This window comes from Alloprevotella rava (assembly GCF_014195585.1).
Classification (GTDB): Bacteria; Bacteroidota; Bacteroidia; order Bacteroidales; family Bacteroidaceae; genus Alloprevotella; species Alloprevotella rava.
Window position 1 is genome coordinate 66,709 of record NZ_JACICA010000006.1, and the last position, 26,030, is coordinate 92,738.

General features: G+C 47.3%; 21 protein-coding genes. 19 read left to right on the forward strand and 2 right to left on the reverse strand.

Translation table 11 applies throughout. From position 1 onward, the window contains the following. Positions 1 to 85 precede the first annotated feature (85 nt). The 5 genes from FHS60_RS06385 (at position 86) to FHS60_RS06405 (ending at position 3,436) form a co-directional block, all read left to right on the forward strand. The gene (locus tag FHS60_RS06385) at positions 86 to 598 is read left to right on the forward strand and encodes an OmpH/Skp family outer membrane protein (protein ID WP_244957453.1); all 513 of its coding nucleotides are present in this window, start codon (positions 86 to 88) and stop codon (positions 596 to 598) included. Between the two features lie 57 nt (positions 599 to 655). After that, complete coding sequence (gene murI / locus FHS60_RS06390; protein WP_183696634.1) at positions 656 to 1,513, forward strand: glutamate racemase; 858 nt, start codon at positions 656 to 658, stop codon at positions 1,511 to 1,513. A gap of 87 nt (positions 1,514 to 1,600) precedes the next feature. After that, positions 1,601 to 2,053, forward strand: coding sequence for a hypothetical protein (locus FHS60_RS06395; protein WP_183696636.1), 453 nt, complete (start codon positions 1,601 to 1,603; stop codon positions 2,051 to 2,053). A 16-nt stretch (positions 2,054 to 2,069) separates the two neighbouring features. Continuing rightward, positions 2,070 to 3,119: an SGNH/GDSL hydrolase family protein gene (locus tag FHS60_RS06400; RefSeq protein ID WP_183696639.1), complete on the forward strand. Its 1,050-nt coding sequence runs from the start codon at positions 2,070 to 2,072 to the stop codon at positions 3,117 to 3,119. 11 nt (positions 3,120 to 3,130) lie between these two features. Next, positions 3,131 to 3,436, forward strand: a complete 306-nt coding sequence (locus FHS60_RS06405) for a hypothetical protein (protein ID WP_183696642.1) — start codon at positions 3,131 to 3,133, stop codon at positions 3,434 to 3,436. A gap of 272 nt (positions 3,437 to 3,708) precedes the next feature. Here FHS60_RS06405 and rnr read toward each other — a convergent pair whose 3' ends face one another. Next, positions 3,709 to 6,093, reverse strand: a complete 2,385-nt coding sequence (gene rnr / locus FHS60_RS06410) for a ribonuclease R (protein WP_183696646.1) — start codon at positions 6,091 to 6,093, stop codon at positions 3,709 to 3,711. Positions 6,094 to 6,222: 129 nt separating this feature from the next. Here rnr and FHS60_RS06415 point away from each other — a divergent pair, with 129 nt between their 5' ends. The 10 genes from FHS60_RS06415 to FHS60_RS06460 all read left to right on the forward strand — a co-directional run bounded on the left by FHS60_RS06415 (position 6,223) and on the right by FHS60_RS06460 (position 20,251). Beyond that, positions 6,223 to 6,861: a DUF4294 domain-containing protein gene (locus FHS60_RS06415; RefSeq protein ID WP_183696649.1), complete on the forward strand. Its 639-nt coding sequence runs from the start codon at positions 6,223 to 6,225 to the stop codon at positions 6,859 to 6,861. Between the two features lie 789 nt (positions 6,862 to 7,650). Beyond that, a complete protein-coding gene (locus tag FHS60_RS06420) occupies positions 7,651 to 8,697 on the forward strand; it encodes a type I phosphomannose isomerase catalytic subunit (protein WP_183696652.1) in 1,047 nt (348 codons plus the stop codon). Between the two features lie 133 nt (positions 8,698 to 8,830). Continuing rightward, entirely contained in the window at positions 8,831 to 9,109 is a 279-nt protein-coding gene (locus FHS60_RS06425) for a CD225/dispanin family protein (protein ID WP_009347919.1), read from the forward strand. 156 nt (positions 9,110 to 9,265) lie between these two features. Beyond that, positions 9,266 to 12,217, forward strand: coding sequence for a TonB-dependent receptor (locus FHS60_RS06430; RefSeq protein ID WP_244957454.1), 2,952 nt, complete (start codon positions 9,266 to 9,268; stop codon positions 12,215 to 12,217). Next, the gene (locus FHS60_RS06435) at positions 12,217 to 12,597 is read left to right on the forward strand and encodes a hypothetical protein (RefSeq protein ID WP_183696658.1); all 381 of its coding nucleotides are present in this window, start codon (positions 12,217 to 12,219) and stop codon (positions 12,595 to 12,597) included. Before FHS60_RS06430 ends, FHS60_RS06435 begins: the two co-directional genes overlap by 1 nt. 30 nt (positions 12,598 to 12,627) lie before the next feature. Further along, a complete protein-coding gene (locus FHS60_RS06440) occupies positions 12,628 to 13,149 on the forward strand; it encodes a T9SS type A sorting domain-containing protein (RefSeq protein ID WP_009347916.1) in 522 nt (173 codons plus the stop codon). A 35-nt stretch (positions 13,150 to 13,184) separates the two neighbouring features. Further along, positions 13,185 to 14,306, forward strand: coding sequence for a DUF4876 domain-containing protein (locus FHS60_RS06445; protein WP_183696661.1), 1,122 nt, complete (start codon positions 13,185 to 13,187; stop codon positions 14,304 to 14,306). A 4-nt stretch (positions 14,307 to 14,310) separates the two neighbouring features. Further along, positions 14,311 to 15,930 carry a DUF6850 family outer membrane beta-barrel protein gene (locus tag FHS60_RS06450; RefSeq protein WP_183696664.1) on the forward strand — a complete coding sequence of 540 codons (1,620 nt, stop codon included), beginning with the start codon at positions 14,311 to 14,313 and terminating at the stop codon, positions 15,928 to 15,930. 32 nt (positions 15,931 to 15,962) lie between these two features. Continuing rightward, a complete protein-coding gene (locus FHS60_RS06455; RefSeq protein WP_183696667.1) occupies positions 15,963 to 18,770 on the forward strand; it encodes a M16 family metallopeptidase in 2,808 nt (935 codons plus the stop codon). Positions 18,771 to 19,114: 344 nt separating this feature from the next. After that, a complete protein-coding gene (locus tag FHS60_RS06460; RefSeq protein ID WP_183696670.1) occupies positions 19,115 to 20,251 on the forward strand; it encodes a TlpA family protein disulfide reductase in 1,137 nt (378 codons plus the stop codon). 75 nt (positions 20,252 to 20,326) lie between these two features. Here FHS60_RS06460 and FHS60_RS06465 read toward each other — a convergent pair whose 3' ends face one another. Next, positions 20,327 to 20,683 (reverse strand): hypothetical protein, encoded by a 357-nt coding sequence (locus FHS60_RS06465; RefSeq protein WP_221189648.1) that lies wholly within the window; start codon positions 20,681 to 20,683, stop codon positions 20,327 to 20,329. A 207-nt stretch (positions 20,684 to 20,890) separates the two neighbouring features. On the opposite strand from FHS60_RS06465, the gene FHS60_RS06470 reads away from it, so the two are divergent. The 4 genes from FHS60_RS06470 (at position 20,891) to FHS60_RS06485 (ending at position 26,027) form a co-directional block, all read left to right on the forward strand. Next, positions 20,891 to 21,562, forward strand: a complete 672-nt coding sequence (locus tag FHS60_RS06470) for a DKNYY domain-containing protein (RefSeq protein ID WP_244957455.1) — start codon at positions 20,891 to 20,893, stop codon at positions 21,560 to 21,562. A gap of 424 nt (positions 21,563 to 21,986) precedes the next feature. After that, complete coding sequence (locus tag FHS60_RS06475) at positions 21,987 to 23,447, forward strand: lipopolysaccharide biosynthesis protein (protein WP_244957456.1); 1,461 nt, start codon at positions 21,987 to 21,989, stop codon at positions 23,445 to 23,447. Continuing rightward, entirely contained in the window at positions 23,444 to 24,274 is an 831-nt protein-coding gene (locus FHS60_RS06480) for an SDR family NAD(P)-dependent oxidoreductase (protein ID WP_183696677.1), read from the forward strand. The genes FHS60_RS06475 and FHS60_RS06480 overlap by 4 nt, the downstream gene beginning before the upstream one ends. Before the next feature lie 4 nt (positions 24,275 to 24,278). After that, a complete protein-coding gene (locus FHS60_RS06485; protein ID WP_183696680.1) occupies positions 24,279 to 26,027 on the forward strand; it encodes a thiamine pyrophosphate-binding protein in 1,749 nt (582 codons plus the stop codon). Positions 26,028 to 26,030: the final 3 nt, after the last annotated feature.

Consider the following 26,030-nt stretch of genomic DNA (forward strand, 5'->3'; position numbering starts at 1 on the left):
TGCTTTTTTGAGTTATTATTGCCGTTTATGTGTCAGATTCGGAGGGGAATCATTATTTTTGCAGAACACACATTTATATATAAGTATGAAGCGAACAATTCTCCTGATGGTTTTGCTGCTCGTGGGCTGTGCTGCGATGCAGGCGCAAACCGCTCTGAAATATGGATATTTACACTACGACTCGCTGCTGGTGAAGATGAGCGACTATGCTGCTGCACAGGAGCAGCTGGCAACGCTCCGCAAACAATATCAGCAAGAAACGGACTATAACGAACAGAGCTTCAAACGGCAGTTTGCCGAATTTCTGCAAGGGCAGAAGAATTTTCCGCAGAACATTCTGCTGAAACGCCAGCGCGATTTGCAGGAGGCTATGGAGAAAAGCATCGCTTTCCGCCAGTCGGCTGAGGAGCTGATAAAGAAAGCTACCGCCGACCTTCTGCTGCCCGTCCGCCAACGCTTGGATGCTGCTATCCGCGAAGTGGGCATGGAGCGCGGCTATCAGTTTGTGCTCAATCTCGACAATAACACAGTGCCCTTTGTGCATCCGCAAATTGGAGAGGATGCCACGCCCTACGTCAGAGAAAAACTCAAGCGATAAATTCCCTGAATTATTCCACACGCTGCGCTATATCCACAGCACAACAGAAGAAGAAAGATGTCTGAAGACTCTAACAAGCAACGCTATCCCATCGGTGTTTTCGACAGCGGATACGGCGGACTCACCATTCTCCGCCAGATACGGCAATACCTGCCTCAATACGATTATATCTATCTGGGCGATAACGCTCGCGCACCTTATGGGTCTCGTTCCTTTGAGGTGATCTATAAATATACGCTCGAAGCTGTGGAGGCGCTCTTCGCCCGCGGCTGCCGCTTGGTGATACTGGCGTGCAACACGGCATCGGCCAAAGCCTTGCGCAACATTCAGCAAATCGACCTTCCGCGCCTCGGAGCAGACCGCCGCGTACTGGGCGTGATTCGCCCCACGGTGGAGGCTGTGCCTGAGATTACACGGTCGGGGCATGTGGGCCTTCTCGGCACACCTGGCACCGTCAACTCTGGTTCGTACAAAATGGAGATTTGCCGCTTGGAGAAATATGTCGAACTAACCTCGCTGGCTTGCCCCATGTGGGTACCGCTGGTGGAATACAACGAGTATGACTCGCCCGGAGCCGACTATTTCGTGAAGAAACGCATCGATATGATCATGCGCCTCGACCCAGAAATCGACACGCTCATACTGGGTTGCACTCACTATCCCTTGCTTATCAACAAAATCATGAAGTATGTCCCCGAGGGAGTCCGACTCATCGAGCAAGGCGAATATGTGGCGCGCAGCTTGGTGGACTATCTCAAACGACATCCCGAGCTTGAGGCACAATGCAGCAAGATGGGGCAATGCCATTACCTCACCACCGAACAAGAATCTAAATTCCGCGAAACAGCAGCCATATTCCTCCGCGAATCCCACTTACAGGTCACGCAGATTGAACTACCGGAGGTGATGGCATAATATTTCCATAAAATTTTGGAAGAGCCGGACGGAGCAACACTCCCACACCTGCCCTTCCGTTTATCTATCTTGTAAATACCTACTCACATGAAAAGAATCACCCTTCTTATGATGCTGCTCCTGAGCGTTGCTGGATTACAAGCCAAAGACCTCGTAGTGGCACTCAAAAACGGACAAAAAATCACTTTCTCCTTGTCCGACAATCCTGTCATTACTTACGCTGGCACTACGTTTAAGGCAGTGGGCGGTAGCAATGAAGTGACGACCGACTTATCAAACGTGCAGAAATACTACTTTGAAGATTCGCCCACCACAGGGCTCGGAACAACCACTACGCGCCCCACGCTGCAAAACGGAACGGCACATTTCAGCGGCTTACCTACGGGTACGCTCGTTAGCCTCTATGCCACTGACGGCCGCCTGCTGCATAGCACAAAAGCCAACAGCAATGGCGATGCCCACATCAGCTTCGGCCAATACCCCGCCGGCACCTACGTTATCACAGCTGGCTCGGCCATCATCAAAGTAGTAAACAAGTAAAGAACAGCGACATAGAATGAAACGACTGCTCTTATTGGCTCTCATAATAATAGGATACATCACCACAATTTTCGCCCAGCAATCCAATCCTTATTCAGGCAAAAACATCGTTTGGATAGGAACGTCTATTCCTGCTGGCGTACCGGGTCGTCAGTACCCTGAACTTGTAGCCAAACGTCTCGGAATGAATTTGAAAAACCGTGCTATTGGTGCTTCCTACATATCAATGGGCAGCATCAAACCAGGTAATTCTTTAGACCCACACTCATGCCTATCCATGACCAAAGCTGAGATGAAAAAGATGTGGGGCGCATCTGCTCCTACTCACGCTTCTTTTGAAGAAGTTTTCAAGGAGATCAACTCCAACACAGATATAGTAATCTTCGACCATGGATATAATGATAGAGAACTGATTGATAAAGAACTGGCTACACTGAATAGTAATTCTCATGCTTTCGATATAGATAAAAACACCTATGCCGGTTCTGTAGCATTTCTCTTCAATGAAATCCGTAAACGCGCACCTCATGCCAAAATAATTCTGGCTGGCTATTTTTCAGACAACCATGAAGCGTGGATAGGCGTTAATGCTGATGGTACGTCCAAGTATGTAAATACCAAAGGCGTTTGTCAGATGCAAGAATGGTTAGCCAACAAAGCACAAGTGCCTTTACTGCGTGTGTGGGAATTACTCGATGTTTCCGACCATTCTCCTCTCACGGGTCGCAATACATTCAAAGAGTTCTGCCCTGATGACGTACATCCCCATTCCGACGAAAGTGGACGCAGCATAAAGATGTATGCCGATGCGTTGATAAATGCTCTCCAACAGCTCACCACAGGGCTCGGAACAACCACTACGCGCCCCACGCTGCAAAACGGAACGGCACTTTTCAGCGGCTTACCTACGGGTACGCTCGTGAGCCTCTATGCCACTGACGGCCGCCTGCTGCATAGCGCAAAAGCCAACAGCAATGGCGATGCCCACATCAGCTTCGGCCAATACCCCGCCGGCACTTATGTTATCACAGCCGGCTCGGCCATCATCAAAGTAGTAAACAAGTAAAGAACAGAATAATGAAAAAGATACTTCTTGCAGCCCTATTCATCATGGGCCTTACCACTCCAGCTGCCGCACAGCACTACCACATGGTTGTGAAGCAGAAAGACGGGAAGACATTCCGCATACGAACGGACAGCGTGAAGAAAGTGACATTTACAGCGGGCGCTTCGGCTCAAGCCTCTAAGGTGTCGACCAATAAAAACGTGCAAGCAAAGGTGCAAACAAAGGTGCACGCCAACGAGAAGGCAAGCAAAGGCGCAAACAATGGTCGCACTTTTTCGCAGGTGATAGTTGCCAACCAGCGCAACCGCCGTGCGTAAGGCGATGAGCCACTAACAAAGAAATATCAACGATGGCGCGACAAGCTTTTACCTTTGCGCGAAAGCTTGCTGCAACAAACCGAACACAAAACGCCTGCGGCGAACACACAAGCTACTCCCTTTGATGGGTAGGATACTTGCGTGTTCGCCGCAGGCTATTTTATTGTCGGAAACTCGGGCTTTGCTGCTCTGTCCGATACAGCTGATAAAGCAGTGGATAAGGCGAAAAACGAGCCGCCAGCAGTTGCTCTGCGGCAAGTCTCACCCCTTCATCATTTCGCGCTCTTCTTTCCGCGCGAAGTACGTTTCTTCTTCGCCGCCGGCTTTTGCGGAGCGGGGCGCGATGCCGACTTAGCCGCAGGTTTAGCCGACTTGGCGGGATGCGCCTTTTGTTCTTCGGTTTCCACGAGCGAGAAGTCGAGCTGTCGGCGGTCTAAGTTGGCGCGCTCCACGCAGATGCGCACCTTGTCGCCCAAGGCATAGCGCTTTCGGAAGCGGCGACCGATGAGGCAGAAGTTCTTCTCGTCGAACTCATAGTAGTCGTCCTCCAAGCACCGCAGCGGAATCATTCCTTCGCAGCCGTTCTCCGTGATTTCCACATAGAGGCCGAACTCCGTCACCCCATCTATGACGCCATCGAACTCTTCTCCGAGCCGGTCGCCCATAAATTCGATTTGCTTGTATTTGATGCTGGCGCGCTCTGCGGTTTCTGCCAGTTGCTCCATGGCGCTGGCGTGTTCGCAGAACTCTTCAAAGCGCGGACCGTTGGCACTTCGGCCGCCCTCCGCATATCGCGTGAGCAGACGGTGCACCATCAAGTCGGGATAGCGACGGATGGGCGACGTGAAATGTGTATAGTAGTCGAACATCAGTCCGTAGTGGCCGATGTTGTGAATAGAGTAGCGCGCCTTCATCATTGCTCTTAGCGCCACCATTTCCACCATATTTTCTTCGGGACGATTATGAACATCCTCAAGCAACTGGTTCAGACTCTTGCTCACCTCCTGCTTAGAGCCCTCCGTCCTTAGTTTGTAGCCAAATCGACCTATAAATCCATTCAGTTTCTCCAGCTTCTCTGGATCGGGAACATCGTGAATACGATAGACAAAGGTTTTGGGTTTCTTGCCGCGAGCCACCTTTCCGATGCGTTCTGCCACGGAGCGATTGGCCAGCAGCATGAATTCCTCCACAAGTTTGTTGGCATCGCGCGCAATTTTGAGATACGTAGAAATAGGATGGCCTTTGTCGTCGATTTCAAAGCGCACTTCCGGGCGGTCGAAGCCTATAGCGCCGTTTTTGAAGCGTTTGTCGCGCAGGAGCTTTGCCAGGCGGTTCAGCACAACAAGCTCTTCTGCAAATTCTCCCGTAAGCGGTGTTCCCTCGGGCAGCACTTCTGGATGGTCGCCCGGCGTTTGGAGATCAGCCGCCGAAGCCTCGCCGTTGTGTTCCAGAATGTATTGCACCTCCTCATAAGTGAAGCGACGATTGGAACGTATCACGGTGTGCGCCAAGTGCCAATCCAGCACTTCGCCTCTCTCGTTGATATGAAAAATAGTGGAATATGCCACCTTCTCCTCGTCTTGTCGCAACGAACAGAGTTGGTTGCAGAGTTTTTCGGGCAGCATCGGGATGGTGCGGTCTACAAGGTAGACACTCGTGGCTCTATTGTAGGCTTCACGATCTATGATGTCGCCCTCCTTCACATAGTAAGAAACATCGGCAATGTGTACGCCAACTTCCCACACAGCCTTACTGCTGGTGGTTTTGGGGCGCGCAGTGGAGAGCGGCAAGCCTTTACCACTAATGCGACGTATAGAAATGGCGTCGTCGAAGTCTTTAGCGTCGTGCGGGTCGATGGTGAAAGTCACGGCATCGCGGAAATCCTCGCGCCGCTTTATCTCCTCAGCTGGAATCTCTACTGGGATGTTGTCCGCAGCCAGTTCCACCTTTTCGGGATAGGAATACGGCAGATTGTACTCCGCAAGAATGGCGCACATTTCTGCATTGTTTTCGCCCTGATGTCCAAGGATATCGACCACCTTTCCTATCGGGCTTTTCGAGTCGTGCGGCCATTCCACGATTTTCACCACTGCCTTGTCGCCTGTCTTACCTCCTTTCAAGAACTTCTTTGGGATGAAGATGTCGGCAGCCAGCGAACGGCTGTTGGTGATAAGGAAAGCGAAATTTCTGTCCACTTTCAGCTCGCCCACAAAGGAGTCGTTCTTGTGTTCGAGTACTTCCGTCACCACGGCCTCGCGGGAGTGGCCTTGTCGGCGGGCCAGCATGGTCACTCTGACACGGTCGCCATCGAGAGCATGGCTCGAATTGCGCTCCGTCACAAGGATGCTCTGCCCTCCATCGTCTGGAAGAAACGAGTTGCGGCCGTTGCGCTTGCGCACAAACGTACCTTCCATCACCTGGGAGCGCACCGCGTAGCGGTAGTTACCGCGATCGTCACGGGCTATATAATCGTTGAGAATGAGATCATCAATAACATCGAGCATCAGCATTTTCTGCGGATGATTGGTAGCATGAAGTTCCTGAAAGAGTTCTCTCACCTTGAAATCTTTCGCAGGGTTCTGTTCGAAGAGCTCTAACAAATGCTGCACGACGTCTTTTTTAGACAATCGGCGCGAGGTTTTCTTGGACTTTGCCATATAGATATAGTTTTGCGTGAGCCAGAAATAGCTCACTTTCTTGCAAATATCCTTAAAAAAAACTACTTCTCCTCTCATTTAATATAAAATAACGCAGAGCTCTGACAAATATGTCTACTTTTGCAGCCTATGATGAAAGAGATTCGAGCCATATTGCTGTTGCTATGTGCCACCTTGGCGTTGACACTCCAAGCACAAGACATTGAAGATCCTGGTTCAAGCAAGAACCTGGAGAACGTGGCTATGCCCCACTTTGTGAAAGTGGAGAAGACATTCTACAAAGGCGACAGCATCCCTGCTATCCGCCTCATCGACCCTGTATATAAATATCCCCCGCTTACTTTTAAGAACGAAGAGGAAAAGGCGCGCTACAATCGCTTGGTGGAAAACATCAAGAAGCTCCTACCGCTGGCTAAAATGGCCCGATATACCATTATCGAGACCTATAACTATGTGGAGACATTGCCCGACAAGCGAAGCAGAGATGCCCACTGGAAACGAGTGGAGCAGGACTTGGTGAACGAGTACAAGCCTATGGTGCGCCGCCTGACCCGCTCGCAGGGCCGCTTGCTTATCAAGCTCGTGGATCGCGAGTGCAACCAGACGGGCTTGAGTATTGCGCGGGCCTTTCTCGGTACTGCACGGGCCAATTTCTACCAAGGAATCGGCTGGGTGTTTGGTCTGAACCTCAACAAACACTACGACCCGAACGGCGATGACCGCCTGACGGAGCGCGTGTGCCGACTGGTGGAGAGCGGACAGATTTAGGGAATGTGCTAATGTGCTAATGTGAAGCGGCGGGTGCCGCTTTTTTAATGTGCTAATGCCGCAAAGAAATGTGCTAATGCTGGAGAGGAATGTGCTAATGTGCTAATGAGGAGCGGCGAGTGCCACTTTTTTAATGTGCTAATGCCGTGAGGGAATGTGCTAATGTGCTAATGGGGAGCGGCGGGTGCCGCTTTTTTAATGTGCTAATGCCGCGAGGAAATGAGATAATGGCTAAGAAGGATGCACCGGAAAGCTTTATTTTATCGTCTGATAATTTGACAAGTGAGTCGAACGAAGTAGATGTTAAAAGAAAGGGATTTTCGCGGCGATTTATTAGATGAAATTTGAAATGAAAGGGCTGTGATGAAGAACACCTAAGAGATGTGGAAATGCTATAAGGAAAAAACGAGAAAAAGGAGGGAGAGAGGACTGATTTTATACTCGTAAAGCGTCGATACAATAAGGCTGTGAACGGACATCCTTATTGCGTCAGCTGATAGCCTTATTGCGCTGGCCGACATCCTTATTGTATTTATCAACACCCTTATTCTGTTGCTCTTTTCAAGCAGCTCACCGTTGCGTTGCTCAGAGATTTTATCGAGCTTCTCATTTTCGCGCCATTCTCGGAGGCTTAGAATCAGAAGTTTCTTGACTTTTTAGAAAAGAAGACGGGACGAACAGGGCGGACAATTTGGACTAATCGGACACTCTTTTGTAAGAGGAAGCGATTCGATAGAGCTAAAAAAAGGCGGGAGTGGAGGTATTATTATTTTTTTGTATTTTTGCAACATGCAAAGTCTTCCAACTCTTTACCCCCTCCTTTTTGAGCCTAATCTACATGAGGCTGTTTGGGGCGGACATTATCTTACCAACTGGAAGCAGCTTCCGCATACCGAGACTCCTATTGGTGAATCCTGGGAGGTCAGCGGCATTCCCAACTGCTCCAGTATTGTTGCTAACGGACCTTTGGCCGGCAAAACGCTCAATGAGGTCATCGCGACCTACAAAGGGCAGGTGCTCGGAGAGGCCGTTTACAAACACTACGATGGGCAAATGCCATTGCTCATCAAGTTTATTGACGCTCAAGATAACTTGAGCATACAGGTGCATCCCGATGATGAAATGGCCAAGGCGGTACACGGAAAGATGGGTAAGAACGAGATGTGGTACGTTATCAAAACGGAACCTGGAGCTTGTATCTATAGCGGTTTTGCACAAGAGATTACGCCCTACGAACTGCGCCAGCGCATTGCTGACGGAAGCCTGACCGATGTCATCGCACGTCATGAGGCGCAGCCCGGCGATGTATTCTATATCCCAGCAGGTCGTATCCACGCCATCGGCAAAGGTATTCTGCTGGCCGAAGTGCAGCAGAGCAGCGACCTCACCTACCGCATCTTCGACTACAACCGCCTCGGAATGGACGGCGAACCGCGCGAACTCCACGTCGACTTAGCGCAACAGGCCCTCAACTACAAGGTGGACAGTCAGTATCGCACTCGCTACGAAGAAAAGAACAATAGTGCAAATTTGGTCATTGATAGTAAGTTTTTCAATGTCCGAGTTGTCAATTTCGACGCGCCTATCCATCGCAACTTAATCAAATACGACAGTTTCTTTATTACGATGGCCATCAAGGGCGATAGTTATATCCGTTTGCGCTCCACGGACGAGCAATTCCTACTTCGAGAAGGGCACACCTGCCTCCTGCCTGCCGCCGTGGCCGACTGCGATATTATCCCCACCAAATCGGGTGTGTCGAACAAAATCCTGGATGCGTTTATCAACAACGAGTACAACCCCATCAAAACATTCTTCAAGCAAATTGTCAAATAAATCAAGCAAAAGCAGAAAATACATCAATAAAATATTATCTTTGCACAACTTTTAGAGAAAGCAAACTCGTATTCATCTACCATAAAAGCCCCATAATGGAATCTTTAGGAAAGATGCTATTTATCGAGACTTTATGAAAACTAACTCAACAAAAAAACGCAGTTCACATAAGCACAACACAAACTTTGTTTGGGCTGTTTTGTCGGCTGTCTTTTTTCTTCCTTTGGGCATCATTTCTTTTATCTATTCGCAACAAGCAGAGAGTCTCTACACGGCAGAACGCCCCATGGACGCACGTATGGCTGCTGCGGCATCACGAATGTGGACCATCATCAGCCTTATTGTAGGTGCCCTCGTTTACGCCTTCCTCGCCATTTTCCTACATGTAAATGGCACTATCCATATCTTCTGACAGCAGCGATAAAAGATGCTCAAAATTTCCTCAAACGTAGTTGTCAATACGTTTGAGTTCACATTCATTAAATAGGAATACCCCCTCCAGGGTATCTCACCTCTCATTGGGAAGAATTACCTTTGCGCATCCAAAATGCCGTATATTCACTTTGGAATGAGAAGGAGAGATCTTGTTTTAACAATTATATTAGGGAGTGTTAGTATTGCAGGCTTCGCTCAGAACGTGAGAGGCACCATTATTAGTGCCAAGGACAAACAGCCCATTATGTTTGCCTCTGTCACACTGAAAGAAAGCCACCTCTACGCCTATACAGACAAATCCGGACACTTTATCATCAAAAACGTACCCAAAGGACCGACGACAGTAGTCGTTAGTTGTTTGGGCTATGCTTCGCGCACGCAAACCATCAACTTTACTGGTAAGGACGCCGTCATTGATGTGACGCTCGACGAGAACGACCTCAAACTCGGCGAAGCCGTAGTGGTGGCGAAACGCAAACGCGACGACGCTACAACAGCCTACTCCATCAATCGCACCACACTGGACAACCAGCAAATTATCAACCTTGGCGACATCTCCACACTCCTTCCAGGCGGGAAGAGTGTTAATCCTTCGCTAATGAACGATAGGCGTATGTCGCTGCGCAGTGCTTCGTCGGAGCGCGGCAATGCTTCTTTCGGTACAGCCGTCGAAGTGGACGGTGTGCGCCTCAACAACAATTCGGCAACAGGAGAGAGCTTGGGCGCCAGTACCCGAGCGTTGAGCGCGTCAAACATTGAGAGCGTGGAGATTGTCTCAGGTATTCCGTCCGTGGAATACGGCGACTTGAGCAACGGTATAGTGAAAGTGAACACGCGCCGCGGCCACTCTCCATTTATCATTGAAAGTTCTGTCAACCAGCATACACGCCAACTGGCTGTCAATAAAGGTTTTGGTGCGGGCAAGGAAGGTGGCGTTATCAACCTTTCGTTGGAACACGCGCGCTCCTTTTCCGATGCGGCATCGCCTTATACGGCCTATCAGCGCAACGCCTTTTCGCTCAACTATCTCAACGTGGTAATGAAAAACCGCCTGCCGCTGACGCTCAACGTGGGCGTGCGCGGAAACATTGGTGGCTACAATTCAAAGAAAGACCCCGACGAGCAATTAGAAAACTACGCAAAAAAACGAGACAACGGCGTGAGCGGAAACATACGCTTGAACTGGCAGCTCAACCAACCTTGGCTTACTTCGCTACAATTTATCGGCGCAGCATCATACAGTAACCGCCGTTCAGAAACATACACCAACGCCAGCAGTGCTTCTACACAGCCCTATCTACATACACTCACGGAGGGCTACAACATTGCTGAGGACTACGACAAAAACCCTACAGCCAACATCATCTTAGGCCCAACGGGCTACTGGTATGTGAAAGGATTCAACGACTCTAAGCCGTTCAACTATTCCTTAAAGCTGAAAGCCGATTGGAACCACAAGTTTGGCAGCGTGAGAAACCTGCTCATGCTCGGAACTGAGTGGACGAGCACGCACAACGGCGGACGCGGCACTTACTATGACAACCTGCGCTACGCCCCTACTTGGCGAGAATATCGCTACGATGCACAGCCCGCCATGAACAACATGGCAATCTACGCGGAGGAGAAAGTGAGCGTCCCGACAGCAAAAGGTGGGCTCTTTGAACTAACCGCCGGTTTGCGCGAGGACCTTACCATTATCCGCCACTCGAAATATCCGCGCGTGAGTTCGTTGTCGCCGCGCGTCAATAGTCGCTACGTATTCTTCTCTGGGAGAAAAGCGTGGGTTTCCGACTTGCGCCTACACGCCGGATGGGGCAAGAGCGTGAAACTTCCCAGTTTCCAAATCCTTTATCCCTCGCCCTCGTATCGAGATATGCTCGCATTCTCGTCCACAAGCGATGCGCAGAACCGTTCCTACTACGCTTACTACACTTACCCTTCTACAACGGTGAGCAACCCCAACCTGCGCTGGCAGTACACCCATCAATACGACGCGGGAATAGAAGTGAAGACGCGCATCGCAGACATCAACGTGTCGGCCTTCTACAACAAGACATTCCGCCCCTACATGGCCACCAACATCTTTACGCCGTTCGCCTATAAATACACCACGCCATCTGCGCTGCAAAAGAGCGGCATCCCCGTAGCCGACCGAGCGTTCAGTGTGGACCAGACGACGGGCGTTGTCACTGTGACAGATGTGACGGGAAAGCGCCCAGCTGTCACGCTCCCCTATGAAGACCGCTATACATACGTGACCAATGCCACTTACGTAAATGCGTCGACCGTGAGCCGCTACGGATTGGAATGGATCATTGATTTCACGCAAATTCGTCCACTACGCACACAGGTGCGCCTTGATGGTAACTATTACCATTATAAAGGAATGGATCATACGCTCTTTGCTGATGTCCCACTGGGACTACATAACCGTCAGTCCAACGGAGCGCTCTATCAGTACATCGGTTACTACCGTGGCGGCAGTGCCTCTTCCACCAACTACACAGCAAATGCTGCTGCAGCCAACGGAAGTGTGTCGAGCCAAGCCAATCTAAACGCCACCTTCACTACTCATATCCCCAAACTACGCCTCATCATGGCCCTGCGCGTGGAGAGCTCGCTCTATCGTTATAGTCGCGCGAAAAGTTCAAGAGGATATATCGTTGAAAACGGCCAACCAAATCTCGAAAAACCTTATGATGGGAAAACACGCAACCAAACTGTTGCTGTACTTCCCGAATACTACTCTACATGGGATAATCCCGCAGAAAAGAAACCCTTTTACGACACGTATCTTTGGGCACGCAAGAACGATCGCAACCTTTACAATGATCTCTCGCAACTGATTGTTCGTACAAACTACCCATATATGCTCAACCCCGATAGAGTGAGCGCTTACTGGTCGGCAAATATCAGCGTAACGAAGGAGATCGGTGACCACGTTTCCTTATCCTTCTACGCCAACAACTTCTTCAACACATTGCGCCGTGTACACTCGTCGCAGACGGGATTGGAGACGTCGCTCTTCGGAAGCGGTTATGTTCCCAACTTCTATTATGGACTCTCACTAAGACTCAAACTCTGATGAAACACATTTCTTACATACTCCTGACGCTCCTACTGCTGCTGCCCGCCGCGTGTGCCGACTACGACGACACACTGGATGTGGTCAAAATCACCATAAAGCTGAAAATCCCCGAGACCTACGATGGTCCACTGGACGGACTGCGCGTTGAACTGCTCAATACTACCGCCAGTACGTTTGTGGACTCTACCGACACACAGGGCGAAGCTCACTTCACGTTGCCTGCAGGTATCTACAGCGTTCGTAGTTCGGCACAAAAAACCACCAAAGACTATCGCTACTTCTTCAATGGTACGCTCAGCCAAGTGGTAGTGACCAGCGATTCGGCCCATACTCTCACGCTTCCCCTCACGATGTCGCGCAAGCGCATTGTACACTAAAGAATAGACCCAATAAAAAAAATTAACAACATGAAGAAAAGAACCCTCCTCACTATGGTCGCAGCGGCCATAATGACTTTGGCTCCGCTCCACTCCCAGGCTTCATCCGCCAACGGGACGGAGACAGTGACTTATCTCGTGCTGACGCAGACCGACGGAACTGTCAGCAAATTTTCGCTGAATGAGGCGCCCGTGCTTAGCTATGCAGGCGACAGTCTCGTGGTTACTTGCAGTGGCAACCAACTAATGACTGCGCTCGAAGGCCTCCGCGACTATTCGTTCACAACTGAGCAAATAACGACGAGCATCAAGGACGTACCCTCAACTGGTAGTACTTCAACCACGCCCGCACCCAACGTGGCGTTCAGCAACGCCACTATCAGCGGCTTGAAAGCTGGTGCACTGGTGCGCGTTTATAACATCAGCGGTGTGGCAGTGAGCACTCTCACGGCCGACGCTGAAGGAAAAGTCAGCGTAGACCTCAACAACCTCCCCAAAGGTGTGTACATCCTGAGCACTCCCAGCAAGAGCTTCAAAGTTCTCAACAAGTAAAACATTTTAGTAACAAACAAAAACAAAAATACATCATGAAGAAATTATTACTCTCCTTAGTGACTCTGTTGACAGTATCACTCAACGCCAACGCACAGTCTTGGAATATGATCGTTACTCACGCTGACGGCACAACAGATACAATCTCAACCAAGACCGTAAAGAACGTAACGTTCCAGCGCAAGGACAAAAACGCCGACCAGCTCATTATTAAGGAACTTTACACGGCAGGCGTACCTACGGACAACAATCCCAACAAAATTTTCCACCAAGATAAAGGTTTTATCATCTATAATAACTGTCCCGACACAGCTATTGTCAACAACTTGGCAGTAGGTATTCTCGAACCCTTTAATGGCCACGCTCCAAACGGTTGGTATGAAAATGAAACAGATACCAAACCTGTATACGAGTCTCAAGGATGGGTACCAGCAGCTAATGGTATCTGGTATTTCCAACAGACTTTGGTGCTCGCTCCCTACTCTCAAGTTGTAATTAGCTGCATGGGTTCTATCGACAACACGCAGACGTACAGCAAGAGCGTTAACTACGCCAACGCAGACTATTATGCAATGTACGATCCAGAATCTGGATACTATAATACATATTATTATCCCACTCCTTCCAGCGTTATCCCAACAGCACACTATTTAAAAGCATTTAAATTTGGCCAATCCAACGCGTGGACACTGAGTACAACATCTCCCGGTTTCTTTATCTTCCAGACAAAAGGTGTTGCACCTCGCGACTATGCCAGCAATGAAGACAACATTGTTTACGAACCTGGCCGCCCACAAAGCAAAGTCTTTGCTTGCTTGAAAGTTCCTACTGCTTGGATCATTGATGGTCTTGAAGTGTATGAAACTAAAAACATTGGAAAAAGCAAGAAGCGTTTCACTGCCGACATAGATGCTGGATACATTGCTCAAACCTACGGCCAGTGCCATTCGCTCTATCGCAACGTAGACGAAGCAGCCACGAAAGCCATCGCAGGCAACGAGGCAAAACTCGTTTACAACTACACGTTAGGTACTGACCCCAGCGGAATTGATGCTGAAGCATCTATCAAGAATGGTGCAAAGATCGTTTACAAGGATAGCAACAATTCAACTGTAGACTTCCACGAACGCAACCAGTTCTCTATTCGAGGCAACTAAATAAATGAAAAAACTTTCATCATACATCATCTTGCTGGCAGGGACATTACTTGTTCCTGTCGGCTTGTTTTCTCAAACGACCGACAGCCTGCTCCTGCGCGACTTCAACTTCGTGGGGACGAGCGACGCATGGCTGGGAAGCAACAATGCCGCTGCACTCACGCGCTGGCACAGTCGTAACATCTCGCGCGCCGAACTTTCAAGCCATTATCAACGCGGAGGTTTCGTCAACTACAACGAATCGCCACGCGCTTGGAATACTACGGGTCGCGTAGAGTCCTTTTACAGACTCTCGCCGCGCATGGTTGTTTACGGACAGATGACGTATGATAGTTTTTCGGGAAGAGAAATGACGGGCTCTGCCTTTATCAGCCCACACCGCAAGCCTTTCGACATTGCGGAGGACTCGCTGACAAATGCGGGCAAAAAGCATTTCGACACCTACCACCTCATCGGCGCACTCAGCTGGCAAATGTGGCGCGGACTATCTATAGGCGCAAAGGTCGACTTCACAGCTGCCAACGCCGCCAAGTACCGCGACTTGCGCCACAAGACAAAGCTGATGGACCTCAACCTTTTGATGTCTATCTACGCTCCTGTGGCCCGCACGCTCAGCTTTGGCGCAAACTATCAGTACCACCGCAACACGGAGAGCGTCTCCTTCAGGACCTACGCTGAAAACGATAAAGAGTTCCTTTCTTTTATCAACTACGGCCCGTGGATAGGGGAAGCAGAGCTTTTCTCCGACCAAGGCTACACCGCGCGCGGCATCGAGCAACCGCTTGTGAGCGAATATCAAGGTGCAGGTGTACAAGCAGCCTGGACGCCCCTACCCGGACTGAACTGGTACAACGACTTTCAGCTCGCTTACCGCCATGGATACTATGGCCGAAAGTCGCCATACAGCATCACCTTTATGGCGCACAACAGCCACCTGCTTACCTACACATCTCGCCTGCAATGGCGCGGCAACAAGCAAGAGCACAGCGTGGACATCAACTTCACGCAGGAGAATCTCCGCAACGTGCGCAACACTTACCGCAACCTAACGAACGAGAAGGGGGCTTCCTACTACGAATACTATGATGCAGTGAAGACGGGGAACCGCCTGTGGCAGGATTTCCACGTGGGCTACACCGCTCGCTGGGGTATCGTCAACGAACTTCCCCTTTGGAGCGTGCAGGCCGGACTGAATGTGAACCGCCGCAAGCAGACGGGCTACGACTATCCCTATTACCGTCATCAGCGACTCACACGAACGGAAGGTTCTCTGCAGGCAGAGCGCAATTTGCTCCTTCGCAGCGGTGTCCTTTCCTTGCGCGGCAGCATGGCGTATGCTAAAGGCAGTGGCGCGGCTTATGAGGACGGCACATTCATTAAGCCCTCCGATAAGCAAAAGGGATTTCCCCAGATGGAGGCTTTTCTTTATCGGGAGTATCTCTATCTGACTGCTCCGCAATACACTTTTGGCGGCGGCGTGGGCTATGCTTTCCATTTCCCCGCCACTCGTATCAAAACTTACGTTAATCTCGATGCTGTCCACCACAAGGCTAACGTGAGAAACGCCTTCTTGGCTGGACGCGACAATACGGGTGTGACACTCACCATCGGATGTGCGTTCTAACCCTTCAGTATTCATTATTATCTCTCTCTTAAATGAAGAAAATTTTATCCTATATTTTTTTGCTATTCCTTACAACAGAAGCTACGGCACAAAACGTAGAGACCGACAGAAGCTTCCGAACTGGCAAGCTGCCTAACGGCCTGACGTACTACATACGCCACAACGCGAAAGAAGCTGGTTTGGCCGATTTCTACATTGCCCAGCGCGTGGGTAGCATCCTCGAAGAGCCGCGCCAACGCGGTTTGGCCCACTTTCTGGAGCACATGGCGTTCAACGGAACGCAGAACTTCCGCGACACGCCCAAGAGCCCGAGCATTGTGCACTGGTGCGAGGCACACGGCATAAAGTTCGGCACAAATCTCAACGCTTACACCTCCGTTGACGAGACTGTGTACCACGTTGGAGCTGTTCCCGTGCGCAACAACACAACTGTGGACTCCACCCTCCTTATCCTCCACGACTGGAGCCACTACCTCCTGCTCACCGATAAGGAGATAGACAAGGAGCGAGGCGTCATCCACGAGGAATGGCGTACGCGCCGCGCCGGCATGGCCACACAGCGCATGATGGAAAATGCACTTCCCATCATCTACAAAGGCTCTAAGTATGAGGACTGCCTACCCATCGGCTCGATGGACATTGTGGACAATTTCCCCTACAAAGACCTGCGTGACTACTACCACAAATGGTATCGCCCCGATCTGCAGGCCATCATCGTGGTGGGCGACATCGACGTGGACGCTATGGAGAAGAAGATCAAGGACATCTTCGGTCCAATCCCCATGCCTGAGAACGCCGCCAAGCGCGAGTACTTCTCCGTGCCCGACAACGACAAGATGATTGTGGCCTCCCTGAAAGATGCAGAGCAGCCCATCATGCTCGTGAATCTCTACATGAAGCGCGACGCAGCCCCCGAGACGGAAAAGAACACACTGAAGTATCAGCGCGATGCCTACGTGGACGACCTCGTGAGCTATATCGTGGGCGAGCGTCTCAACGAGGTGCAGGAAAGTCCGAGCAAGCCCTGCCTCAGCGCATCCGCACGCATCGGTCAGTTCCTCGTGAGCCGCTCAAAAGAAGCGTTCACTCTCTCTTTCGGCGCGCGCCAGGAAAACATCCGTGGCTCTTTCGACGCTACCGTGGGATGTATCGAGCAGATTCGCCAACATGGGTTCACGCAGAGCGAACTGGACCGCGCCAAGGCTTTCTACCTCAAGCTTATCAACAACCGCTTCAACCAGCGCGACGATCGCCGCAACAGCTATTTTGTTCGCAAGGCGCAAAACAACTTCCTCAACAACGAGCCCATCACAACCGAGGCTTACGACAAGCAACTGGCCGAACGCTTCGACCGCGAGGTGACGCTCAAGGACGTGAATGCAGCTATGCGCGAGGCCATCACCAATCGCAACCAAGTGCTTGTGGTCTACGCACCCGAGAAAGCAGACTTCCACATCCCCACCGATGCTGAACTGGAGAGCTACGTACTGGAAGCGCAGGCTCGCAAGTATCCCGCCTACCAGGAAAAGAAGGTGGACACGAAGCTCATTGAGAAACTACCCAACAAGGGCCGCATCGTGAGCCAGAAAGCCTTCGACCACGGCACCACAGAGCTCACGCTGAGCAATGGCGTGAAGGTGTATTTCAAGCCAACGGATTTCAACAAGGACCAGGTAACGCTGCGCTTCTTCGGAGAGGGCGGCTCATCGCTCTACCCTGATACCGACATCCCCAACATTCAGTTCCTCGCCACGGCCATTAAGGAAGGCGGACTTGGAAAGTTGGACAAACTCGCTCTCAATAAGTACCTCTCCGACAAGACGGTCCGCATCAGCGCCAACGTAGGCACCGAAACGCAGAGCATCGGCGGACAATCCTCCGTGAAGGACGTGAAGACGCTCTTCGAGCTTGCACACCTCTACTTCACAGACCTGCGCCGCGACGATCAGGCTTTCGGTGCAGAACTCAACCGTATGCGCTCCTTCCTGACCAATCGTGAGGCCAGCCCGAAAGTGGGCTACAACGATTCGCTTTCGGCTATCGTTTACGGCAACTCGCCGCGCACTCAGCCCGTGAAGGCTACCACCATCGACAAGGTCAACTACGACCGCGTGCTGCAGATCTATCATGAACGTTTCAGCAATGCTTCCAACTTCAAACTGATCGTGATGGGCAACATCTCGCTTGAAACGCTCCGCCCCTTGCTCGAACAGTACATCGCTTCGCTGCCATCAACGGGCAAGAAGGAGACATTTGCCGACACCTACCCCAATGTGCGCAATTGCAACGAAACGCACCGCTGGACGAAGAAGATGAACACGCCCATCTCAAAGGTGAGCATCATCTACACCTGGAACGAACCTTACTCCGCTAAGTCCGACTTGCAGCTCGATATGTTCCGCCGCGTGCTTTCTATTGCCTATGTCGACTCTGTTCGTGAGGACAAAGGCGGCGTTTATGGCGTGGGGCTGAGCAGCAGTATCGACAAATATTCCAACCCGCGTGCGCTCCTGAAAGTGGCCTTCGACACCGACCCCGACAAATACGAAATGGTGATGCCCATCATCTACCGACAGATAGAACACATCGCCCAGTCGGGCCCTGCGGCTGCCAGTCTGAAAAAGGTAAAGGAATACCTCCTCAAGCAGTATGACCAGGCCGTTATCACCAACGACTATTGGAGCTACGTGCTCTACAACCAGCTGCGCAATGGAGTTGATTTCGACAAGAACTATAAGCAGCTCGTTGAGAAAACCACGGCGGCCGACATCCAACGCATCGCCAAAAATATGCTCCAAAGCAAGCGCCGCATAGAAGTGACCATGCTCTCGGAGAAATAAAACAAACCGACACATTTTCTCTATTCTATAGCTTTTCCCGCCCGACTTCTCCCACAGAGGTTGGGCGGGATTTTTTGATGCCACTACTCCAATCATCCCCACATGCACTCCGCAAGCCCCGAGCCTTATTCGTGCCATTTTCGCAAAAAAACATCATCATCTTTATCCTGTACATTTTTTTTGTTAGTTTTGCAAAAATCTAAATAATTCTCGCATATGAAAACAAGCTCAGATAATAGAAACATTTGCAAGATTCATAGTATTACATTTGCAGCTTGCGTGAAGTAATTATTAAAATTAGAGCATGCATACATAGAACGCATACTTTTTTAAAAATCAATATTATGGAAAAAAGATTTTTGACAACAATTCTCTTATTAACTTTATTTACGTCTATATGGGCATATTCTATTCGTGGAAAGGTCTTAACATCTTCAAAACACCAAACTCTGACAATTAAAGCCTTCTATAGAGACGCTAATGATAAATTACATCGGATTACAGATAGTACCACCATCATAGGTGATACTTTTTCGATAGCAGGAGAAGTTTTCCCTTACGAATTTATAAAAGCACAGTTGTACATAGGAAAAGAGCCAGCAGGTCAATTCCTGCTTAATAGAACACATAATAATCTTAATATTATAATGGATAATAGTGGAAATATACGTATCAAGTCACTATCAAATATTGAAGAAAATAAACTATTTCAACAAATAGACAGTATTTATAATTTATACTTAGATTGTTATGGCAGCAACGTCCAAGATCTTAATTCGGGAGAAATAATAGGAAAACAAATTACTGATGAAAATATTCAACAACAGTTATATCAATATAAATTACAACAACTTCAAAAAAATCCGGCTAATTATTACAGCTTGATGATGCTATATGATTTTGCACACAGCATATTCGTTAATAAAAATGATAGTGTTCTGTTTTATTTCAATAAATTATCACCTACCTTACAAAACACTCCACTTGGAACATTACTCTACAAAACAACATTAGACAGACAGAATAGATCAGTTCAATCATCTGAAGGACAAAAAATCCCTTATTTTGAGGTTAGAGATGTCCATAACAATCTTTTTCGGAGTTCTGCCCTCCAAAATAAGGTATCTATTATTATATTTTCAGCAGTTTGGTGTCGCCCGTGTCAAAAAATTATTCCTGCATTAAAAAAAATTTATAATAAGTACAAAAAAACAGGTTTGAAAATTGTTTATTTCAATCTTGACAATAATATAAAAAAGTGGAAAAACCACATCCAAAAGCACAAGTTTACATGGATAAATGTATCTGAATTATACCCTGCGAGAGATTTTGGGAAGAAAGGAATTGCAAAAGATTTTTATGTCAATAGTATCCCAACAATATTTTTAATAAATAAAGAAGGAGTTATTGTCAGAAGATTTAATAATTGCATAAATGAAATGGAAATCCTTGAAAAGGAAGTTAATAAGCAATTAAAATAAATCGCCATACGAATGTTAACTTCGTAAAACCTTCCCTCGGCGGGTTCGTCGCTTACACATAATTTAATCCTTTTTCTAATAAACCAGAATTTTCGCAAAATCCGTAGTTAAAAACGGCCAATAATCAGCAAAGAATTTTCCCACTTTTCCTCGTCTGAGAATAGCCCCAATTTGCTCTTTTTCCCGCCAACCACGCAACCGAAGCCTCGCGCCCGCCGATACAATAAGGCTATCCGCCAGCATCCTTATTGTGTCAGCTGACAGAATAAGGAAGTCGGCCAACGCAATAAGGAAATCGACGGACAGGTACAGCCGTATTTTCAAGAGAAAAAGACCTAAAAAGTGGCAAAAACGCACCCATCCACCTCTTTCCGCCAGCTTTTCATCCATTTCTCCTTTCCACAGCAGAACACAACCGCTAAAAAATCCCACAGATTTTGCAGACTCTCGATTTTTTAGCCACTCCAGAAGTGCACAACAAAGTAAAATAAAACGAAAACTTTCCTATCCGTAAATACGATTAAAAAAGAAATATCTTTCCCTATAAAATCACAAAAAACACTCTTAAAAAGGGCAAACCACAAACTAATCCTTATCTTTGCGACAAAGACAACCGAAGATTTCATAAAACAAACCATGATGATGAAAAAGATATTGATATGCTTCTGCACGCTGCTGCTCGCCTCCGTGGTTCTCATGGAGAGTCAGGCGCAAGTGTTCAACCGCGAATACACCATCACGCGCGACTATGTATATTTCAGAGGCCAACCACTGCGCGAAGCCAATCCGCGCTACTTCCAAGATCTGGGACACGGCTATGGTAAGGACAACCGCTATGTGTTTCTCTTCGGCCAAATCCTGGAGTATGTAGACCCCGCCACGTTCCGCCTCGTGACACAACGCAGGCCCTACGGTCCAGATCCCGCCCAAGATTTAGTGGACGACGACATCGATGAAGACACCTACAACCTCTACTACGGCGGAAACTTCACGCAAGGTGGCTATGTGCAGATGAACAACACCGTTCTCTATCACGGCCGAAAAATCGAGGGAGCTTCAGCACAGAGTTTCCAATATCTCGGCAAAGGCTATGCAAAAGACGACTGGAACGTTTATTTCGAGGGTAAAAAAATCAAAGGTGCTTCCACCATGAATTTCTCCCTCGTTGGCGGCTTCTATGCCACCGACAACTGGGCGGTCTACTATCGCGGGCGCAAAGTAGAAGGCGCCACCACCATGAACTTCACCTACCACGGCGGTGGCTACGCCGAAGATTCCTGGAACACCTATTTTCAAGGACGAAAGCTGTAACCTCCCGCCGCCTTATCCCCCTAAAAAATCCCTTGCACCCCTCTCTCCGTGCAAGGGATTTTCACAACAACACCTCCCGCCCACCTCCCTGCCCATCGCATTTTCCCATCCCTACATTTGATATTCTCAAAGTTTAATGATACCTTTGCGAGAAAGAGAGGGACTTATTTAGAGGCTATCTCACAGAGATAGAACACAAGACTCTATAAACCTTCATGATTATAACTTGCGTTAAATCAAGCATTTGCACACCTCAAGGATAGATCTTTGAGGAGCTATAATAGTTGCCTATCAATGCAACAAGAGCATTTACCAGAGAGAGAGGCAACAGGTAATAGTACTAGGAAAAATAGTGACAAACTCCCACGAAAATAGTAAACGCATAGCTAAGAATACTGGAATTCTTTATCTGAGAATGTTTTTTATGATGGCTATTAGCTTGTTTACAAGCCGCGTCATCCTTCAAACTCTCGGCGTTAATGATTTTGGTATTTACAATGTTGTTGGGGGAGTTGTCTCAATGTTTTCTATCCTCTCAAACTCTCTATCGTCTTCGATCAGCCGCTTTTTAACCTTCGAACTTGGCAAAAAAAACTACGATCGGCTTAAAACCATTTTTTGCACCGCTATCAATGTCCAAATCTTAATGGCTATTGTCGTTTTAGTAATAGCAGAGGTGGCTGGCGTATGGTTTTTGAATTACAAAATGAACATTCCACCGGAAAGATTAGATGCAGCTAATTGGACACTACAATGCTCACTCTTTACCTTTGTAATTAGCGTTATTAGTGTGCCATATAACGCATCAATAGTCTCTCATGAACGAATGTCGGCTTTCGCTTGGATTTCAATTATTGAAGCTTCGCTAAAATTAGGAATAGTATATTTATTATGGCTTTCTCCTTATGATAAATTAAAAGCATACGCAACACTCATGTTCTGCGTTTCGCTCTTAGTTTTTCTAACATACCGCACCTATTGCAAACGGCATTTTGAAGAATGTCATTATCACATCCTGTTAGACAAACCTCTAATGAAAGAAATGACAAGCTTTGCTGGATGGGGATTCTTAGGAAGTTCATGTATGGTTATGAACACACAAGCCATTGACATTCTCATAAATATCTTCTTCGGTGTTGCTCTGAATGCGGCGCGAGGAATCTCCAAGCAAGTAGAAAGTGCGGTGACACTCTTCGTTACAAATTTCATGACTGCCCTTAATCCACAGATAACAAAATCCTATGCAACATCCGATTGGGATTATATGCATAATTTGGTCTGTTGGGGAGCAAAATTCTCCTACTTCCTTATGCTCTTTTTTGCTATCCCAATATGCTTCGAAACTTCTACAATACTTCATCTATGGCTAGGAATTGTTCCCGATTATACTATTTCTTTTGTTCGGTTAACTTTGGCAGCTTCAATGACAACTATTTTAGGTAATACAATGGTTACAGCCATTCAGGCTACTGGGCACATAAAAAAATATCAGATTGTCGTTAGTATTTGGGGAGCCACGTGTTTCCCTTTAACTTGGATAGCTTTCAAAATGGGATTTTCCCCTGTTTCTGCTTACTTCATTTACTTCATAGTTTATTTCGCCCTTATTTTTATTAGGATTTATCTTGTAAAGAACTTCATACACATGACTGTATCAAGATACTTCTGCGATGTTCTCATTCCTGTCTTATTTGTTTCCTGCTTAGCAATTATCCTCCCCACATTATTATGCTCTACAGTAGAACAAGGAATGTTTCGATTCATCTTCATGTGCGTTTTGAGCATGATTTCCACCATAGGCTCGATCTACTTAGTAGGACTAAAGAAAAATGAAAAACAAATGATTCTAATGTTCATAAAAAACAAAATATCAGTCAGAAGATGAGAATTAGAACTATTTTAGGACGCGCTTTACGATATATTTTTTACGGAGTTCCTATTCAAGTAACAAAAGCCCAGATTTTCTATACCCAACCATCAAAACAGTTAGAAGGTAAAAAAATCATAATTACAGGAGGTGGTAGAGGATTAGGCTTTTCCATGGCAAAAAAGTTCATAGCAGAAGGAGCAGAAGTTCTTATTGCAGGAAGGGATGAAGAAACACTAATAAAAAGTGCAAATACATTAAAATGTAAATACTTAACACTCGATATTAGTAATACAAACGAAATAAATACTTTCTTACAAAAAGCCAATGAGCTATTAGGGGAAACAGACTGCTTAATAAATAATGCTGGAATTTCTCTTCATGAACAAGACTTCACAAAAGTAACTTCTGAAACGTTTGATCAGCAAATAGCCATAAACCTCAAAGGCTGTTTTTTCATGGCTCAAAAATTTATTGCTTTACTAAGAGCAAAAAATAAAAAAGGAAACATCTTATTTATCTCCTCTGAAACAGGAGCAACAGTTGATGACCGCCCTTATGGATGGACAAAAGCAGCCATCAACAGTATGACACAGGGACTCGCTTCAAAAATGATTCGTGAGGAAATCAGAATTAACGGATTAGCACCAGGTATAACAGCCTCCGAGATGACTGGTTATGATACAGAGGGGAATCTCTTTAGCGGAGCATCTCCTAATGGAAGAATTTATCTTCCAGAAGAAGTTGCAGAAATTGCTTGTTTTCTGATTTCAGACATTTCCTCTTGCATCTCTGGACAAATAATCTATTGCAACAACGGAAAGACTCTTAATACTAGATGGTAATTTTATGAAACAAAAATACTACACCAATGAAAGAAATATCCAAATAGTGATCTCTCTACTCAAGCAGCATGGCATCAAGAGAGTTATCGCATCACCAGGAACTACCAACATGACATTTATAGGTAGCATACAAAACGATCCCTGGTTTGAGATTTGGTCATCGGTAGATGAACGATCGGCAGCTTATATAGCCTGTGGGATGGCTGCTGAGACTGGAGAACCTGTTGTTATCAGTTGCACTGGAGCTACAGCTTCTCGAAACTATTATCCAGGGATGACAGAGGCTTACTATCGGAAACTTCCCGTTCTTGCGATTACATCCCACAGAGGAGACTATCAGATAGGACACCTCATAGATCAACAAATTGACAGACGACAGATAGCTAAAGATGTAGCTCTAGAATCTGTAGTTGTTCCTTTGGTAAAGGATGCAAACGACGAAAAATACTGCACTATTGAAGCTAACAAGGCAATCCTTGCACTCACTCAAAACGGAGGAGGCCCTGCACATATTAATATGTTTACAACATACAGCCAAGATTTTAGCGTAAAAGAACTTCCTCCTGCCCGCGCCATTTTTCGCCATACACTATCTGATTCACTTCCTGCACTACCTAGTGGAAGAATTGGAGTCTTTATATCTTCTCACAGAGATTTCACAAAAGAAGAGACTGCGGCCATAGATAACTTTTGTGCCTCGCATGATGCTGTTGTCTTTTGCGATCACACTAGCAGCTTTTATGGCAAATACGCTGTACATATGTCTCTACCCTTTGCGCAACGAGATTTAGACACAGAACTCAAACATTTGGACTTATTGATCCATATCGGAGAAGTTTCAGGAGATGGATATAAGGAATATCAAAAGCGCGTCTGGAGAGTGAGCGAAGACGGAGCACTAAGGGATTCTTTCAATTGTTTGTCTGATGTCTTTATGATGCCCGAGAAATCTTTCTTTGAAAGATACACCGCTGAAGGAGAGAGAAAAGAAAACTATCTAAATGAATGCTTAGCGCTCTATCAAGAAGTTTACTCTAAATTAACAAACATCCCTTTTGGCAACATTCGGATTGCACAACATTTGTCACAAAGACTCCCCATTAATTCTGAAATACATTTTGGAATTTTCAATAGTCTTCGTTCTTGGAATTTCTTCCAACTTCCAGAAGGAGTTAAAGGACAATGCAATGTTGGAGGATTTGGAATTGATGGAGCAGTTTCAACAATGGTAGGAGCGTCTTTAGCTAATCCTAATCGAATCGTATTTGGCGTATTTGGAGACTTAGCTTTTTTCTATGATATGAATGTCATCGGCAATCGTCATGTAGGGAACAATCTTAGAATACTTCTTGTCAACAATGGAAAAGGAGCAGAGTTCAGATTGTATGGACACCCTTGTTCCATCTTTGGACAAGAGGCTGATGCATACTTAGATGCTGCGGGCCACTTCGGTAATCAGTCGGCAAAACTTGTACGACACTATGCTGAAGACTTAGGATATGAATACCGTTCAGCCTCAAATGAAGCAGAGTTCGAATCTCTAGTAACTTGGTTTACTACTCCAAACATAACTGAAAAGCCTCTATTCTTAGAAGTTTTTACAGAGAGCGAAAACGAGAGTGTGGCACTGGAAAAAGTGCTTCATCTAGCTTCGACCCCAACAGGAGTTTTCAAAAATAGAATAAAGGCTACTATGACTAATATCATTGGAGAAAAAGGGAAAGCTGTTGTCAAAAAACTTTTGAGAGAATAACTT